Below are 18,401 nucleotides of genomic sequence, written 5' to 3' on the forward strand. Positions count from 1 at the left end.
GGGTTTCATCATAAAGAAGAAGGTGAAGAAAGTGGAGAAAAGACTTGATTTAACAAAGGGTCATATTATTGGAACGCTTGTAAAGTTAGCTTTACCCATAATGGGAACCTCATTTATTCAAATGGCGTATAATCTGACCGACATGATCTGGATTGGTCGTGTCGGAAGTAGTGCAGTAGCGGCTGTTGGAACGGCCGGATTTTTTACCTGGTTAGCGATGGCATTTATTATGATTTCAAAAATTGGAGCTGAAATTAAGGTCTCACAAACAATAGGTGCTCATTTATACGAAGAAACAAAAGGTTATGTTCGAAGTGCTATACAAATTAATCTCATTTTAGCTGTTTTATATATGATGGTTCTGTTCTTCTTTAAAGAACCTTTAATTGGCTTCTTTAACTTAGGCGATGAGGAAATTATTCAAATGTCCTATACTTATTTAGAGGTTATGATTATTGGAATGATTTTTTATTTTATCAACCCTGTTTTTACAGCTATCTTTAACGGATCAGGCGATAGTAAAACGCCATTTATGATCAATACCATTGGATTAATCTTCAATATTGTTTTTGATCCAATTTTAATTTTAGGATTTGGACCTATTCCGGCGCTGGGTGTTTTAGGAGCTGCCATTGCAACGGTGTGTGCTCAAATAGTGGTTAGCTTATGTTTCTTAGTTATTATTTTACGCAGTAAAGCAGCCTACTTAAAAGTGAACTTATTTGAAAAGTTTGATATAAAATTCATTAAAATCATCTGTAAAATCGGCTTTCCAGGAGCGCTTCAAAGTGGATTGTTCACGTGTATTTCAATGGTGCTTGGTCGATTGGTAGCCGCTTATGGAGCTGTTCCAATTGCTGTTCAAAAAGTTGGATCTCAAATCGAATCGATTTCTTGGATGACTGCAGGAGGATTTTCAACGGCGCTCGGTGCCTTTGTTGGACAAAATTATGGAGCAAAACAATTTGATCGAATTCAAAAAGGCTATCAAACGACAATGCTTTTAGCACTAGGTCTTGGTGTTTTTGCAACCGTTCTTCTTGTCTTCTTTGGGGAACCGATCTTTTCATTTTTCTTACCAGAAGCAGAGGCTATTGAACAGGGAAAAATGTACTTAAAAATCTTAGGGTATTCGCAATTATTTATGTGTATTGAGATTACGACACAAGGATTATTTAATGGATTAGGTCGTACGTACATTCCATCCATTGTCGGAATTATCTTAACCGGTGCACGTATTCCACTCGCCTATGTGATAGGACAACCTCATGTACTAGGAATTGATGGGGTTTGGTGGGCGATTACACTAAGTAGTGTCGTCAAGGGTCTCGTACTGGCAGGTATTTATTTCTATCTTTCAAAACGTCAGCGTCTTTATTTAAAACAAGCCCCATCAACTCTTGAAGGAGAAGGTGAACGAAGTTCTCAGGAATTAAAATTAAAGATAGAATAAACCAAAAAGGCGTCCGATACGGATGCCTTTTTTATATGAGAAGCCAAACAACGATGATATACAACGATTGAAATATTTGATAAAATAGATAAGTTCAGATTAGTTTTGTAAAACTGTAAAATTTTTGAACTATCAGTGGAGAAGGCCTTTTCAAGAGCAGGTTAGTCATTCTCTAGAAGCTAAGAAGGGGATAACCTATGAGCTAAGTGAACCACATAGTGTAGGGAGCCTGTTGTGTTCTTTGTCAGGGATTCTTTGCATGAGTTACTCCACTTTTAGTGAAGTAAGCTTTGGACGATAGGATACCTTAGGTTCAAAAAAGCTTAAATCCTCAGATAGATTCATGAGTGTGAAATAGAGTTCAGTTTCAATCAAGTAGAAAAAGAAGTAAAAAGGTAGAAAGGGGAATGGTGATGAAAATATTAGTAACTGAAATGTTTTTGAGCCATATCCCTCGTGGTAAAGAAACATTTGTGTTGCAAAAAATGAGTCAATTCGTGAAAGATTATGTAGAATATAAGTTTAACATGTCTGCGATGCGTGGAGGCGTGTCTGTGCGTGAAATTAAACATAATCGCAATGGGTTGCGTATTTTTAAGCTTCGAATTAATAAAGGTGATCGGATCTTGTTTACCTTTGATACAAATCGTGTTCGAAGTGAGTACCGACAAGCCATTTTGTTTTTAGATTATTGTCATCATGATGATCAGGCAATGCGAGGACGACAAATTGGAATCAAAGAAGATAGGATTGAGGTTGTATCTTCTGAAGAAGAGGTAGTCGATGCCTACATTGATCAACAATATGAAAATTTTGATTATGATCCTAATGTCATCATTACCAGAGTCATAAACGTCGAAACGATGAATCAGTTACTTGACGATCGAGATGAAAAGGCGATTTATTATTTAAATGATGAACAGTTTCAATGTCTGGCGCCAACTGAGTCGCCAACGTTTTTATTCGGAAGTGCCGGAAGTGGAAAAACCACGATTAATATTCATAAAGCGTATTTACTTGCCTTGCAACCGATTCGTTTAGCTTATTTCACGTATTCTTCTTATTTAGTTGAAGATGCAGTTAAATTATTCAAAAAAATTGTGGAAGATTCTGATGAGGTGAAAGCGGATGATATTTTAAAACGGGTTCAATTTCTTCACTACAATCACTTTGTTTCCACAGAGGTTCGAGCGTATCAAATGATGACATACGAAGCATTTCGCTTATGGGCAATTGAACGCCAACCGATGCTAATTAAACAAATCGGATTAGATGTTTATGATTTGTGGAAAGAAATTCGGGGCATCATTAAAGGAATGATTCCAAAAGAATGGATTCGTTATGCCATCCCTATTTCTGATTTTCCATATCCGTCAGAGGTCATGGAAGTGATGTTGAAAAAAGGCTTAGCTCATGTTGAAAATGACGTGTTAATCTTACATGCTGATGCCTTATATGAAGCAAAAAAACATTATTTAGATCGCTATACCCTACAAGCGATTATGCTTATGCATCAACTGCTTGATGAGTATTTATTCACACATAAAATGATTGAAAAAGAGATCTATCTTTCACTTGATGAGCAGTATTGTGTGTACGAACGAAAACAACGTGAACTGTTGTATGAGTTAGCGGTGCGTTATCAGTTCTTTTTAGATGATGAGAAAAAAGTGGATGAGAACGATCTATCAAGAGCGCTGCTTCAAAAAATAATCAAAAAAGAAGTGAATTTATTTGATTATGTCATTGCTGATGAAATTCAAGATTTGACGGAGATTCAAATTTATTGTTTGATTCGCTTGTCACGAAATCGTAATCAACTGTTATTTAGTGGAGATATTAATCAAACCATTCGACCTACTTATTTTCATACAGGACGCGTTGAAAGCATTATGAAAACATCGAATACCCATTTAGGTTTTTTGAAACATCAACTGGTGAAAAATTATCGTAGCACAAAAGAGGTCGTAGATTTAGCGAATAAAGTCGTGGATCTTCGGATCAAGCGCTTAGGATTAAATAAAAAAAATGATTATCATGAAATTGCTATCCGTGGTCTTTCACATGCGGTTTATTATTTACAGAGCACGAATCCTCAAAATGTCATTAAGCTCATTGAGACGGGCTTAAATCGACATTATGTTGCGATCGTCGTGCCAGATGAAGCTGAAAAACGGAATTTAGAGCGTTTAACCCAAGTGAAAGGGGCCGTCTTTACGGTTGAAGAAATTAAAGGAATCGAAAAAGATTACATCATTTGTTATAATGTGATGTCTAAGTTTAAATCGCTTTGGGAAACCATCTTAAATACCGATGTGATGCATCAAAATCAATACCGCTATTACTTTAATTTATTGTATGTTGCGATTACAAGGGCTCGTCAGCACTTATGTTTTGTAGAAGAGGACATGCCGCCGTCATTATTTGAGTATCTGAGTGATGAACTCTTAATTTTTTCTGAGTTTGATGAATCGGCTTTAAAACTAAGTCAAATTTCAAGTGATAATCAGTTCTATAAAGAAGCAACATTATACGAACGTCGCGAATTATATGAACAGGCTATTACCGAGTACGAGCTATCGAAATTAGAGGTGGCGAAACATGATATTAAACGGTGTCAGGCTTTGATGAAAAATAGAGAAGGGCAGCATATTGAAGCGGGAATCGAGCTCTTAAAATTAAAAGAATTTGAACAGGCGGCAAACTGTTTTAGACAGGGGCAAGATGTGCTCCGCTATTTACAGGCATTGGTTTATCAAGATTGTCCGTTTGAAAAAATACAAGAAGAATTATTAACCTTTGGCATTGAAGACGTGATTAGTTATGTCTATTTACAACCAACGCGAGTCTCGTGGCTTCGCCGTTTTAATAAGTTATATGCCATTCATTTAACTAAGCGAACACAAGTCATCGATCACCTAATGGAATGTATTGATGAAATGAAAGGGTGAGGGAAATGGACGTCGAATTTTTAGATTTAATTAAAACGTTTGAGAAAACGTTAAAACGAATTGAAGTGTTAGATCATAAAGTGACATCATTTAAAGAAGTATTGGAAACATTAAAATCAAATTTAGATGAACTCGTTGAAATGGTCATGCTTGAAGAAATTGTGGAGTTGTCACAAAACGGGACGCAAAAAATTAAAGCCTTAAATCATGAAATGAACCAGTTGATGAGTGCTTATTCATCAGTGGCACAACTTCAAAAACTAAGTGAGGAAGAAGCCAACAGATTTCAAAAGCTAGAGCAAGGAGTGGCAGAACTGAAACACCTAATCCAAAGAAAAGCGCCTCAAATGTCTTCAAGACTACTTGAACTGGCAGATGAGATTTATTATGTGGATGAGGAGTCAAATCTTTGCTGTGAATCAAACATCATCAATCAAACACTAATCACAACAGGTGTTAAAAGCATTGCTCAACATCAAGATTTATTATTTGTTAGTTGTGAACAGGAGTTAGTGGTGATGAAAGACAAACAGCTTTTAGTCAGTTTTCCGATTCAATGTGAGAGTTTTTTTGTAGAAGGCTATCTCATTTACTTCTTAGACCATCAAATGTTAAAACAGTGTCATCTGTTAACACAAGAAGTCACGGTGATTGAAGAGGACGTGCTATTCATGATGCCACAACATGACAAAATCTTGATTAAAACCACGTCGGGATTAAAAAGACTAGCCTATTAAAAAAGAGCTCGATTGAGCTCTTTTTAATTTCCTCCAGTAGGGATAAAGGGGAGTAAACGACTTGCTACATTTTGCATGGTTAAGGTTTGTAAATAAACTGTTCCGGGTCCTGTTAATTTGGTTAAGAAGAGACCTTCTCCTCCAAAGAAAATATTTTTAAATCCTTTAACGGTTTCAATTTCATACTTGACCTGACGATCAAATCCAACGACATTGCCTGTGTCAACTTTAATGACTTCACCGGGTTTTAATTCACGTTTGACCACGCTTCCAGCGACTTCTAAAAAGACTTTTCCATGACCGGATAATCGCTGTAAAATAAAACCTTCGCCACCAAATAAACCAGCCGATACACGTCTAGTCCACTCGACACTTAAATTAACGCCAGGTTCACCGACTAAAAATGAACTTTTTTGACAAATCCAATCTTGTCCTGGAACTAAATCAAGTTCAATGATTTTACCAGGAAACGTTGAAGCAAAGACGATTTCTTGGTTTGGAAGGCTTGAGGTATAGGTTGCCATGAATAAAGATTCACCCGAAAACATGCGGCCAATCCCTTTCATTAAGCCTCCCTTAATGTTAGTATTCATTGTAATCCCATTGTCCATCCAAGCCATACCACCTGATTGGGTGTACACACTCTCTCCTTTATCTAACACAATTGAAACACCAGGTAAATCGTTTCCGAAAATAGATGTTTTCATTTAGAGCCTCCTTCATTTTATTTTATTAACCATAATTTACCACAAAAAGCAAAGTGAAACAAGAGGTCAACTAATTTATAGGTTCATAGTACGCTAGTAATAAGTCGACCACACGACCATAACTTTGAACCCCATCGTTGACACCGTTTAGTTTTAAGTACGTTTGATTCATTTGGGTGAAGGTTTCTTCAACTTTTCCTTCGTATTGTTTCCAGTAATCGCGTTGATCATTTAAATCACGACGTACACCGTCGGATAATTTTTCGTTTAAGGTGATGAGTGTTTCACGATCAACAAGTGCTAAAGCACGATTGACATAATTTAAGGCATTTAAGTAGCCTGAATATTGAAAATCAACATCAGGGTGAGCGATACAGGTGAGGTAGGCGATGAAGTTCGCTTCATTTTCACTCGCAAACCCACGTTGATGGGCCATTTCATGCATTGTGGTAAATAAAAGGGTGCTCTTTGGAACTGAAACGTTGACATTGGCTTCTGCCGTAAAGGGAGAATAAATTCCTGTAATGTTTGTATAAGACATTAAATCTGAGAGAAAGACTGCTTTGGGAAGCCCGTAATCCCCACCTAAAAAAGGATAAGTTGTTGCAGCTGTTGCATAGCCAAGCGGTGCGCGCTTAAAAATTTCTGAGACAGTTTCGTTAATTGTAAAGACACCGTCTTCATTTTCGAACACTTGAGTTCTAGTTTCATTCGTTTGATTGATGAGATAATCATAAAGGAGAGCTAATTCTTCGACTGACCGAGGGCTCAAGTTTAACTGTAAGGTTTCTTCTAGGGGTGTTTTATAGTAGTTGAGCCCCCATAAAATCGTGAATAAAAAGTATAATAAACTGGCAAAACTTAAAAGATGAAGGAAAAAGCGCCCGATGATGGACCACCAAGTTTTTGGATACATTGCCACTTGATACAACGTTAGACCAAAGTATCCAAGAATCATTAGGATTAAAAAATAAATGAGCCATTCAAATAACGAAAAAGGAAGTATTCCAGTTAGCTGGCTTAATTTTTCAACGACCCATTGATTAAACCGTTCAGAGTAGAGTGCTGTGAGCGTGGTAGGGTTAGATTTGGCCATGAAGATGAGTAAAAGTGATAGAGGAAACAGGCAGAGTAAGATGAGTGGTGTCAAGTAACGCTTCATAAAAAACCTCCGATTATCTAGCTTTCTTTCTATTATAACAAAAAGAGGATGACATACCAATAATGAGGTAATTCAGGAAGATGATTTGTCGAATCATTGTGAAAATGAGACAAAATACTAGACAATTTTTATCACATATGGTTAACTAGTAAGAAAACTTCTAGAGGTGAGATGATGAGGAAAGTTCAATTAGTGAATCAAATTAAAGCAGCTAGTCATCAAATCAGATGTGATTTGGTAATCAAAAATATTACGATTATTGATGTGTTTCAAAATGATCGATTTGTTGCTGATGTCGCCATCCACGAGGGCCATATCGTTGGAATTGGGGAATATCAAGGAAATTGTGAAGTGGATGGAAGTGGGAAGTTTATCTGTCCTGGATTAATTGATGCGCATGCTCATATTGAGTCATCGCTTGTGACACCTTGTGAATATTATAAGGAAGCATTAAAGCATGGGATTACATCGATGATTACGGACCCACATGAAATAGCGAACGTGCTAGGGGTTGAGGGGATTGAATTGATGATTAAATTGAGCGAGGACATTCCGTTTGATATGTATGTGATGCTTCCTTCTTGTGTTCCGGCGACGGGGTTTGAAAATTCAGGAGCCAATCTTTATGCGAAAGACTTAGCTCCTTTATACGCTCATCACCGTGTTCTTGGATTAGCGGAAGTGATGAATTTTCCAGCTGTTATCCATGGAGAGGATGACATGATTCAAAAAATTATGGATGCGAGAAAGTGTGGCTTAACGGTCGATGGGCATGGCGCAAGTTTTGATTTAAAGACGCTCAATGCTTATGTCACAGCAGGAATTACGACGGATCATGAATGTCACACAGCTGAGGAAGTGATTGATCGTTTACGTCGTGGGATGTATGTGTTAATGCGCGAAGGAAGTGTGGCTAAAAATTTAGAAAAATTAATTTCAGTGGCAAGCATCGCCAACAGCCGACGTATTTGTTTTTGTACCGATGATAAACATATTGATGATTTAATGACAGAAGGAAGTATTGATCACTCCATTAAAGTAGCGGTTAAACATGGTTTAAAAATTGAAACAGCCATTCAAATGTGTACCTTAAATACAGCGGAGTGTTATAAACTAGACGGATATGGTGCCATTGCCCCTGGATTTATAGCCGATTTTATTATCTTAGATGATCTAGATTCATTTAACATTCATTCGGTTTACAAAAAAGGGATTCGTGTCGTTCATCAAGGTGTTTTAGAGGTAGGAGAGAATAGGAACTCAAAAATAACTAAGACGTTTGAAAACACGGTAAAATTACCAACGTTAACATTTGAGTCGTTCAAAATTTCGTGCCGTGATAAAGAAATATTAAATGTGATTGAGCTAATTCCAAATAAATTAGAAACGATTCATCAGTGTTTTAACTTACAAGAATTAGGAGTGACGGATGAAGTTCATTCCGATGTGGAACGTGATTTATTAAAAGTGGCGGTGATTGAACGTCATCATTTGACGAATAACATTGGACTGGGAGTGCTCAAAGGCTTAAAGTTAAAAAAAGGTGCCATTGCCACGACCATTTCACACGATTCACATAATTTAATTGTATGTGGGACAAATGATGAAGAGATGCTCTTTGCATCAAGACAATTGCAACAAATGGGTGGAGGCATTATCGTGGTTTGTGAAGGAAAAGTATTAGCTTCTTTAACACTAGAAATTGGTGGTTTAATTACCAATCGCGCCGCATGTGATGTCATTGAAGAATTAAAATTATTACATGAAGCCATTGAAATGATTGCACCAAGTCTTGATTTTAATCCTTTTTTGACGCTTTCGTTTTTAACGCTACCAGTTATTCCGGCAATTAAATTAACAGATAAAGGTTTGTTTGATGTGATGAAATTTGACTTTATTTCTGTTGTCTCATAAAAAGTGTTCGCTATAGCGAACACTTTTTATAATGGCTCATATAATAAGTTGATGGGGGCCGGTTTAAAAAGAGGAGGGAGAGAGACGATGAATATTAAAACCATACAAGTGGTCATTTTAAATCATAAGACCTCTTCTATTGAAAAATTTGCAAGAAATGCAAAAGCTATTCAATATTATCAAGATGGAGAAAGTGCCAATTTGGTGAATGATTTATATCATCATTGGTTCGGCATTAATGAAGCCTGTATTGTTGCTCATCATTTAGCTTCATTAAGTGATAATCAAGAGGAAATTAATTATGTCGTGGCCGTCAATCCGTTTAAAGCAGGGGTGTCTTACGATGTCCAAAAGATAAATGGCAGGCGACTTCGTTTTGTGTTTATCTTTTTTGAGGTCCAAGAGTCAGAGGCTAGACAGTATGTGTATGAATATTTAAAGGATCTCCTTCTGAATAATAAAACGCAGCCAGTTGAAGTAGATGTCGACTACCATAATGTCAATTTTTATTAAATCCATAAAAATATAGGTCATGTTTTATTTGTTTCGACAATATAATTAAGAGAGAGTCTAGGTCACCAACGTAAGAAAAAATGAGGTGAAATCATGCTAAATTTTTTAAATAATATGAATTTATTGCCGACAAATTTTATTGTGGCTAATATTGTCGAAGTTTTAAAAGAGGATCCTGAAAATGGGGTAGATAAACTATATGAGATGTCGCAAAATTTCATTACTGATCCTCAAATTCAACAAACCGTTAAAGAAATAAAATCGTATTATGATAGCCATCCTTCGATTAAACGGTATATTAAAAATATGGTGTATAATACGCATAAAAATGTATTAAACCACTTTTTACAAAATATCGCGGTTAAAGAAGCATGGGAAGGCATCAATAAGCGAGAACAGGCAAGTCAAAAATATCAAGTTCAAATTCCGTATGCATTGATGCTTGATATTGGAATGGACTGTCAATTAAACTGTAAGGATTGTTACTACCCTCATGACCACTCGTTCTCGATGCCATTAAGTGAAATTGATCGATTAGTCTTCGAAGCAAAAGAAATTGGAATTCATTTGATTATTTTAAGTGGGGGAGACCCTGTTTTAAATGATGGGTTGTTAAAGTTGTATGAGAAATATTCAGATGTTGAGTTTATTGTATTTACGAATGGGACATCAATGAACACAGAGCGTTGCCAGCGCCTTGTCAATCTCGGGAATGTGTTGCCGATGATCGTGCTTGAAGGGGAAGCGAATGAGATGAAAGAGCAGGTGAATCCAGGCTTATATCATCAGATTTTTGAAACATTTGATTTGCTAAAATCACAAGGGTTATTATTTGGGGTTGTGACGCCTCTTAAAGCGACTAATTTAGAAAAAGTCGTCAGTGATCGATTTATTTTACCATTGATTAAACATGGGTCAAGACTTCAACTCTATGTAAGTACTCATCAGCCAAAGAGTGGAGAAGAATTGACACCTAAAATGAATCAGTGGCTAGAACGTCAATTAAATGATATGAGACGAATGCGTCCGTATATGGCTGTTCATTTACAAAGCTATTCTCCTTTTATTGGGCGTTGTGTAATCGGACCATTAGCCTATAACACCATGCTTGAGAGTATGAATCAAGTAGTTGAAATTCCTCAGTTTAATACCAAAATGATTAACGGAGCTAGACTAGTGCAAGTTTTAAAACAATATCAAATCTAAAAAAAAGACGTGAATTTAATCACGTCCTTTTTTAGTCTTGCCATTCATCCACATTTGTTAAGCCTTTAATATTAGAAGCTTTGAAGATAGGTTCTTTAATTCCTTGTTTCTTTTGTTCTGTATAGTCTTTCAATGCTTTAATAGCGAAGTGTCCAAGTAATATGATAGCGATGAGGTTTACAATAGCCATAAATGACATGAATAAGTCAGCTAAGTCCCACACAATCGCTACTTTCGTTAATGATCCGAAGATAATCATTGCCACTACAATAATACGGTAAGCAATTAAATAAGTTTTCTTCGTACTCATAAATTCAATATTTGATTCTCCATAATAGTAGTTTCCAATAATTGAACTAAAAGCAAATAATAAAATACAGAAGGCAATAAAGTAGTTACCAAAAGCTCCAATTTGTGAAGTTAAGGCATGTTGCGTTAATTGAATTCCTGTTAAGGAAGAATCTGTATATGAACCGGATAATAAAATAACAAAAGCGGTACAGCTACAAATTAAAATCGTGTCGGTAAAAACACCTAATGTCTGAATTAACCCTTGTTTAACCGGATGAGTGACTTCAGCTGTTGCAGCTGCATTTGGCGCACTCCCCATTCCAGCTTCATTTGAGAATAAACCGCGTTTTACCCCTTGAATGAACATCACACCAAAGGCTCCTGATGCAAATGAAGAGAAGTCAAATGCATTTGAGATAATTAAGTTAAAAACATGAGGGATTTCTTTAATATTTAAGATAATCACTACAATGGCTACTAAAACATAAGCCACTGCTAAAATAGGAACGATTACCTCTGAAACTTTAGCAATACGGTGAACACCACCAAAAATAATTAAAGCACTCACAGCTGCTAATAAAAGTCCCATCACTAGTTTGTCCATTCCAAAGGCTGTTTGGAAGGCTTCAGAAATCGTGTTAGCTTGTACGGCATTAAAGACAAATCCGAAGGTAATAGTAATTAAAACAGAGAAGATAAGACCCAACCAACGTTTGTTTAATCCTTTTTCAATGTAGTAAGCAGGACCTCCACGATACGCCCCATTTTCATCTTTTACTTTATAAATTTGAGCTAAGGTACTTTCAATGAAACTTGAAGCTCCTCCGATTAAAGCAATGATCCACATCCAAAAGACAGCACCTGGTCCACCGACTGCAATTGCAAGGGCAACGCCAGCAATGTTTCCAGTTCCAACGCGAGAAGCGGTACTAATACAAAAGGCTTGGAAAGATGAGATTTTATCTTCATTTTTATTAGATTTTCCAACTCCATCCCCTAGAAGTCGAATCATCTCTTTCATCATTCTAAATTGAACAAATCCTGTTCTAAAGCTAAAGTAGAAACCAGCGATTAACAGTAGGACAATTAACAGATAGCTTCCGATATACGTGTTACCAGCACTAATCAAATTATTTAATCCATCTAAAATCGAGTTTCCCATTGTTTGAATAGTTTCCATATTGGCCTCCTTTTTTACTTATCAAAATCCAATTTTTTTCGACACTCCGATTTCTATTATAACTTAAAATGAAAGAAAATGTAAGTTTAAACCATTAATAGTAAAAAATTAGAATGAGTCAAAATGGAAAATTTTTAGATTATGGTTAACAAAAAAACCTTAAGGAAGCCCTTAAGGTTTTCATTTATTTTTTAAAGATACCAAGTCCTGTAACCACTAATGTTGCCCAATCTGAGTCGTCGTTGTTTTGCCAAGTATACTCCACGTTTAATTTCTTTAACCAAGCATTTAATCCTGTTGATGTTTTTCCATCCGTCGCAGCTTGACGTCCAAAAGCTTCTTTAATTTTTTCTAGTAAGTCTTTTTGTCCTTCTGCATCTAATTCAAATCCGACGATATCTTCTAATTCTTCACGAATATTTTCATAAGCAATTAAATCATCGCGATATAAATCATTGACTAATAATTGACGTTCACGATTTAATTCTAAAATAACATTTTGGATTTCTTCATGATTTGAAAGATATTTTTTAGCGACATTCATCGCAGCAATCACATGATCGATTTTAACAATACGCTTTTCAATAGCTGAACTTTTCATAACTTAATCTCACTTCGCAATCTTTATTTTTCCATAACTTTTGAATTATATCATTTCACTAAAGCGTGGGCAAGTTTTATTTTGTATAATAGGCGATCCCAATACTTCCAGGTCCAACATGACATCCAATGACAGGTCCAATAGATTGTAATCCCACCGGTTGTTTTAACTCTTCTTCAAGTTTTTGAGCGAGAAGAAATCCATCCTCTTCATTGTTAATATGATGAACAATAACGCCTCCAAGCTCGCGAGACGTTAAATCTTCTTTAAACTTATCGATAAAGGTTTGAATCGCTTTTTTCTTCGTTCGAACTTTTGTATAGACAGTTGTTTTCCCGTCTTCGACTGTTAAAATTGGTTTTATTTGGAAAATATTCCCTAATAGAGCTGAAGCCCCTCCAATACGTCCGCCTTTTTTTAAGTAATCAAGTGTTTCAGGCGTAAATAAGAAACGACTGTGCTCTTTCACTTGTGTCGCAACTTCGATGACTTCATCCATTGAAGCCCCTGCTTTTGCTGCTTTTGCCGCTTCTATTGCAATATAACCCATTTGCATGCAATTAGTCATTGAGTCAAACAGCTGAATATTGGCAGTAGGGTATTTCTCAAGCACTAAGTCACGAATCATATGGGCATTTGAGAAGGTACCGCTCATCTCAGAAGATAAGAAAACTCCGAAAATATCGTGCCCGTTACGAACCAATGACTCAAATGTTTCTAACATTTCATCAGGTGTGGGTTGAGAAGAGGTTGGAATTTCATTGAGCTCTTTTAGGTGGCTATAAAATTGGTCTAAGTTGACATCCAATTCACGTTCACTAGTTCCTTTAACAATAATATTGAGCGAGACAATTGAAAGATCTAAATCTTCTTGAATTTCCTTTGGAATGTAAGATGTACTATCTGTAATCACTTTAATTGACATAAGGATCCTCCTAAAATGAGATAAAAATAAAAGAAACAGGGATACTAATTAATAACCAATATTATAACTTAAGATAAAGAAAAAATTAACAAAAAATGCAAATATATTTTGAGATTTGAGTGAAATGACGTACAATGAGGAAATAAAAAGATAAATCAATCATCGGATAAAAAACGACGTTAAAAAGGATGTGGAATTTTGAAAATATTAATTGATGGAGACGGATGTCCAGTGACAGACCTTGTGATTAATCTAGCTGCGCCTTATAACATCCCTGTCATCTTAATTTGTGATACTGCACATGTTTGTAATCGAGAAGGGATTAAAACAATTATGGTAAATAAAGGGCGTGACGCAACGGATTTTGAATTGATGCGACATGTTCAAAAAGGCGATATTATCGTGACTCAAGATTATGGATTAGCGGCGATGGGGTTAACCAAGCAGGCTTACGTGATCCATCAAAGTGGGATGCAGTATACGACACAAAATATTGATCAGCTCCTATTTGCGCGACATCTCTCTCAAAAAATAAGAAATTCAGGCGGAAGATTAAAAGGGCCAGCGAAACGAACACGAGACGATGACTTAGCGTTTAAAACTTCTTTTCAGAGCTTACTGTCTAGATTAACGACGACAAATTAAAATGGAATCTTACAAAATTTATTCAAATACGATATAATATGTAAGGAATTTGATTTGTTTTTATCATCATCTATGACGTTTTAGATGAAATGGAAATGAATGAACGATGGAGGTTTTAATATGATTGCTTTAATCGTCGCACTATCGCTCACCCTCATTCATTTTTTGAATTTAGGAGCTATTTTAGTGATGATTTTCCGAAGAAGGGAAGAGCCTATTTTTATTATTGCTTGGACAATGCTCATGATGTTTGTCCCTTTAATCGGATTTATTTTATACTTATTATTTGGGCATGGACCTATTGTTAAAGAAAAAAGAACATTTGTCGATGAGATTGAACAAAATCATCATGAATCAAACGTCGCTAATCAAATGGAAAGATTTAAAGCGTTAGATGAAGAAAACCATCCGTTTTCATCTTTAATTCAATTTAATTTAAATTATAATCATAGTCTTTTAACAACCTATAATGAGGTGGAACTTTTTTCAGAGGCAAAGGCCAAATACGAACGTTTAATTCAAGATATTAACGAAGCTAAAGAAACGATTAATATTCTGTACTTTATTATTCGAGGTGACCAAAGTGGAGAGGCCTTATTATCTGCGTTAACGCGAAAAGCAAAAGAGGGCGTTAAAGTTCGATTAGTTTATGATGATGGAGGAAGTTTCATGACTCCCGCCTCTTTTTTTAAGCCTTTAATTGAGGCAGGTGGAATCGTTGTGAAGCATTATCCAGCTAAATTGAAAATTTTCACATTAAATTGGAATTATCGAAATCATCGAAAAATTGTCGTGATTGATGGGAAAATTGGATACATGGGTGGGATGAACATCGGTGATGAGTATCTATCGCTTAATCCTAAGTATAGCCCATGGCGTGATGCCCATTTTAGAGTGGAGGGAGAGGCTGTTCCGTTACTTCAAATGAGATTTTTAAAAGATTATTTTGCCGTCATGGAAAATGAAGCAGATGTATCACAGATTGAACAGAATCTTAACCTGTATTTTAAAGCGCCAACCATTACAACTAAAACCTATCTACAAATTATTACGGATGGTCCTGATCAAAAAACAGACCATATGCGTGCTGCTTTTATTAAATTAATTATGAGTGCAAGAAAGAGTATCTGGATTCAAACTCCGTATTTTATTCCAGATAGTGAGTTTTTACATGTGTTAAAAATTGCGTCTCATTCTGGTTTAGATGTTAAAATCATGATTCCAGTGATTCCGGATAATCATTTCGTGCATCGAACAACCACTTCTTATATTAAAGAGTTGCTTGAAGCGGGAATTGAAGTTTATTTTTATGAAGGGTTCTTACATTCCAAAATTATTATCATCGATGGAAAAATGAGTTCAGTTGGATCTGTTAATATGGATGTTCGAAGTTTTAGCATTAATTTTGAAATCACAGCTTTTATCTATGATGATCAGATGGCGAAGCAATTAATTAAACAATTTGAATTTGATCAACAAAATTGCCGTTTGCTTGATTTTGAATACGAACGCAATAAATCTTGGGTTATGAAAGCTGAAGAATCGATTTATCGATTATTATCAATGTTAATGTAGGGGAGATTAAGAATGAGAAAGAAAATTGGTATGAGAACCATAAAAACGGCTGTCGGGGCAACCATTGCCATTATTTTAGCTAACTTTTTCGGGCTTAAATATGCGCTTTCTGCAGGGGTTATCACGATTTTAAGTGTACAAAACACGAAGCGAAAGTCTGTTGAAATTGCATGGTCTAGATTTAATTCGACTTGCTTAGCGCTTATGATTAGTGGGATTTTATTCTCACTCATTGGCTTTAATGCGTTCGCATTTGGATTATATTTACTGATTTTTATTCCATTGGCTGTTTCCTATAAATTAAGCGATGGCATTGTGATGAGTTCAGTGTTGGTCACACATCTCTTAGGAGAGGGATATATTAGTCTCTCTTTAATTGCGAATGAGTTTTTTTTAGTCATCATCGGGGCAGGAATTGCTATTTTATTTAATCTTTATATGCCAAAAATGCAACCCCGTATTAAAGAAGATCAGGCAAAAATAGAAGAGCAATTTAGAATTGTTCTGCTGTGCTTAGCGGGAACGACCTCAAGTCAATCGGTGGCGATTGATGAAGAATTTTTATTTCAAACATTGGAGGAGATGTTGCTAAAAGCGAGAGATCGAGCTATGTTGCACAAAGAAAATTACTTATTAGATGAAATGACGTACTATGTTCAATATATGGATATGCGCTTCATGCAATATCAGGTGCTTTTAAGTATGCGACAGACGCTTGGAAAAGTGGTAATGACCGTCGAACAGTCGAGTTTAATTGCAGATTTAACGGAACATATTGCTTTTAATTTACATGAATATAATCCTGCAGAAGATTTAATTCAAATGACACAAGATGTTTTAACTCAATGTCGTAATCAAGAGTTACCTAAAACACGAGAAGAGTTTGAAAATCGAGCCTTATTATTCCAATATTTAAATGATTTGCAATATCTCCTTGAAATTAAATGCCATTTTGTTCGAAATTTGACGGAACAACAACGTTTGAAATTTGGACCACAGAGTTTGTAAATAAAAAAAAGTCATTGAGACCTTGCTCAATGACTTTTTTTTATGCTTCTATAAATTGACCGTGTGAAACTTTCATTTCTTTAAATTGAATGTTAAATTTCTTTTGATATTTTTTCAATGTACTTAAATCTTTATCTGTAATGATACAAATTGATTTTCCACTTGCATACCCACGAGCCGTACGACCCGCACGATGTAAATATTCATTTGGATTGGCCGGACAGTCAAGGTGAATGATGTGTGTGACTTCTGGAATATCAAGACCACGAGCCGTTAAATCTGATGAAACTAATAATTTGATTTTTCCACTTCTAAATAGATCTAGTGCACGTTTGCGTTCTTCTTTTTGAATGTTACCACGCATGACGAATGTTTCTTTTTGATGATAATTTAATTTTTCAGCAATTTCTTGCATCGAATCGTTTTGATTTACAAAAATTAAAGCACGTTCTGGGTTTTCGGCAACAATCAATTTGCGAAGTAATTCGAATTTATCACGACGCTCACCTTTTAAATAGAAATGAGCAATATTTGGATTCATTTCGACGGCATCTGCAGTTTTTAAAATAACAGGTTCTTTCATTAAAGACGTCGCAAGTGTTTGCGTATTCTCACTAATTGAAGCTGAGAATAGACAAAGTTGACGATCACGTAGTGTTGTTTTAATAATATCTTGAATCGTTTTGGTATTGGTATTATCAAGTAGACTATCCGCTTCATCTAAAATGATGGTTTTAAGGGTATGAGCCGTAATTTTTTTCTTTTTAATCAATTCTAAAATACGACCACATGATCCCGTGATGATATGAGGTTTTTCTTTTAATTTTTTGATTTGTTTATCAATGTTTGCGCCCCCAATAATCGTGGTAGACGTCACCGGAATTTCTGAGTTTGCTGCTAGTAACTTGATTTGAGCATCAATTTGCATGACTAGCTCATGTGTAGGTGCTAAGATTAAAACTTGCATTTCACGTTTTGTCGTGTCAATTTTTTCAAAAAGGGGGGCGACAAAAGCTAATGTTTTTCCGCTTCCTGTATGTGATTGGGCAATCACATCTTGATGATTTAAAATAACAGGAATGGCCTCTTGTTGAATAGAGGTTGGGACACTAATATTTTGTTTGTTTAATCCCGCAATGATACGTGAATCTAAATTTAAATTTTCAAATGTAATAGACATGGGCTTCCTCCTAATGGTAAGTGTGTCTAAGTAATCATAAATTAAAGCGTGGAAAAACTCGATTTATTTATCGAATAATCCTCCACCTTTATGTCGTTTGATACGTTTACGAGGTTCTCCAATCGTTTTATCCGGACGTTTTAATTTATCTTGTTGTTTTGTTCCTTGACGTTTTTGTTCAATAATTTGTTTCATTAAATCCATATTTTTTGTTGCCATCTTGGTATCTCCTAAACTAAAAAATTAATGTTAAAATAGTCTTAACCCTATTATTTTATAATATTTAACGTTTTTTATCTATTCTTCTCGTATGAAATGTCGAAAAAAGTAAAATTCTAAGGGTAAGTTTGAAA

16 protein-coding genes are annotated in these 18,401 nt (G+C 35.5%); 9 read left to right on the plus strand and 7 right to left on the minus strand.

Features of this window, described 5'->3' with window-relative positions:
• From J6D32_RS00780 to J6D32_RS00790, 3 genes are all read left to right on the plus strand, one after another.
• Positions 1-1,453 (plus strand): MATE family efflux transporter (locus J6D32_RS00780; RefSeq protein ID WP_287467169.1); only part of this gene is annotated, 1,453 nt, incomplete at its 5' end.
• A 413-nt stretch (positions 1,454-1,866) separates the two neighbouring features.
• On the plus strand, positions 1,867-4,404 hold the full coding sequence (locus tag J6D32_RS00785; RefSeq protein ID WP_147633337.1) for a UvrD-helicase domain-containing protein: 2,538 nt from the start codon (positions 1,867-1,869) through the stop codon (positions 4,402-4,404).
• A gap of 5 nt (positions 4,405-4,409) precedes the next feature.
• On the plus strand, positions 4,410-5,141 hold the full coding sequence (locus J6D32_RS00790; protein ID WP_006785625.1) for a hypothetical protein: 732 nt from the start codon (positions 4,410-4,412) through the stop codon (positions 5,139-5,141).
• Between the two features lie 23 nt (positions 5,142-5,164).
• Here the strand turns inward: J6D32_RS00790 and J6D32_RS00795 are convergent, their stop codons facing one another.
• Both J6D32_RS00795 and J6D32_RS00800 read right to left on the minus strand, forming a co-directional pair.
• Positions 5,165-5,848: a TIGR00266 family protein gene (locus J6D32_RS00795; RefSeq protein ID WP_006785626.1), complete on the minus strand. Its 684-nt coding sequence runs from the start codon at positions 5,846-5,848 to the stop codon at positions 5,165-5,167.
• Between the two features lie 70 nt (positions 5,849-5,918).
• Positions 5,919-7,010, minus strand: coding sequence for a DUF3810 domain-containing protein (locus J6D32_RS00800; RefSeq protein ID WP_009606439.1), 1,092 nt, complete (start codon positions 7,008-7,010; stop codon positions 5,919-5,921).
• A 174-nt stretch (positions 7,011-7,184) separates the two neighbouring features.
• Between J6D32_RS00800 and ade the strand changes: the two genes are divergently transcribed.
• The 3 genes from ade (at position 7,185) to J6D32_RS00815 (ending at position 10,643) form a co-directional block, all read left to right on the plus strand.
• Entirely contained in the window at positions 7,185-8,924 is a 1,740-nt protein-coding gene (gene ade / locus J6D32_RS00805; protein WP_155229208.1) for an adenine deaminase, read from the plus strand.
• A gap of 87 nt (positions 8,925-9,011) precedes the next feature.
• Positions 9,012-9,437 (plus strand): hypothetical protein, encoded by a 426-nt coding sequence (locus J6D32_RS00810; protein WP_006785629.1) that lies wholly within the window; start codon positions 9,012-9,014, stop codon positions 9,435-9,437.
• A 93-nt stretch (positions 9,438-9,530) separates the two neighbouring features.
• Positions 9,531-10,643 carry a radical SAM protein gene (locus J6D32_RS00815; protein ID WP_129821374.1) on the plus strand — a complete coding sequence of 371 codons (1,113 nt, stop codon included), beginning with the start codon at positions 9,531-9,533 and terminating at the stop codon, positions 10,641-10,643.
• A 31-nt stretch (positions 10,644-10,674) separates the two neighbouring features.
• On the opposite strand, the gene J6D32_RS00820 is transcribed toward J6D32_RS00815, so the two are convergent.
• The 3 genes from J6D32_RS00820 to J6D32_RS00830 form a co-directional block, all read right to left on the minus strand.
• A complete protein-coding gene (locus J6D32_RS00820) occupies positions 10,675-12,114 on the minus strand; it encodes an alanine/glycine:cation symporter family protein (protein WP_006785631.1) in 1,440 nt (479 codons plus the stop codon).
• A gap of 184 nt (positions 12,115-12,298) precedes the next feature.
• Positions 12,299-12,715, minus strand: a complete 417-nt coding sequence (locus J6D32_RS00825) for a hypothetical protein (RefSeq protein WP_006785632.1) — start codon at positions 12,713-12,715, stop codon at positions 12,299-12,301.
• A gap of 76 nt (positions 12,716-12,791) precedes the next feature.
• Positions 12,792-13,640: a DegV family protein gene (locus J6D32_RS00830; RefSeq protein WP_006785633.1), complete on the minus strand. Its 849-nt coding sequence runs from the start codon at positions 13,638-13,640 to the stop codon at positions 12,792-12,794.
• A 198-nt stretch (positions 13,641-13,838) separates the two neighbouring features.
• Here J6D32_RS00830 and J6D32_RS00835 point away from each other — a divergent pair, with 198 nt between their 5' ends.
• The 3 genes from J6D32_RS00835 to J6D32_RS00845 all read left to right on the plus strand — a co-directional run bounded on the left by J6D32_RS00835 (position 13,839) and on the right by J6D32_RS00845 (position 16,868).
• Positions 13,839-14,285: a YaiI/YqxD family protein gene (locus tag J6D32_RS00835; protein ID WP_006785634.1), complete on the plus strand. Its 447-nt coding sequence runs from the start codon at positions 13,839-13,841 to the stop codon at positions 14,283-14,285.
• A gap of 120 nt (positions 14,286-14,405) precedes the next feature.
• A complete protein-coding gene (gene cls / locus J6D32_RS00840; protein WP_009606477.1) occupies positions 14,406-15,860 on the plus strand; it encodes a cardiolipin synthase in 1,455 nt (484 codons plus the stop codon).
• A 12-nt stretch (positions 15,861-15,872) separates the two neighbouring features.
• Positions 15,873-16,868, plus strand: coding sequence for an aromatic acid exporter family protein (locus J6D32_RS00845; RefSeq protein WP_006785636.1), 996 nt, complete (start codon positions 15,873-15,875; stop codon positions 16,866-16,868).
• Positions 16,869-16,908: 40 nt separating this feature from the next.
• Here J6D32_RS00845 and J6D32_RS00850 read toward each other — a convergent pair whose 3' ends face one another.
• Both J6D32_RS00850 and J6D32_RS00855 read right to left on the minus strand, forming a co-directional pair.
• The gene (locus tag J6D32_RS00850; RefSeq protein ID WP_055164740.1) at positions 16,909-18,048 is read right to left on the minus strand and encodes a DEAD/DEAH box helicase; all 1,140 of its coding nucleotides are present in this window, start codon (positions 18,046-18,048) and stop codon (positions 16,909-16,911) included.
• A 63-nt stretch (positions 18,049-18,111) separates the two neighbouring features.
• On the minus strand, positions 18,112-18,267 hold the full coding sequence (locus J6D32_RS00855; RefSeq protein WP_006783642.1) for a hypothetical protein: 156 nt from the start codon (positions 18,265-18,267) through the stop codon (positions 18,112-18,114).
• Between the last annotated feature and the right edge of the window lie 134 nt (positions 18,268-18,401).

The organism is Turicibacter sp. (assembly GCF_017941855.1).
Classification (GTDB): Bacteria; Bacillota_I; Bacilli_A; order MOL361; family Turicibacteraceae; genus Turicibacter; species Turicibacter sanguinis.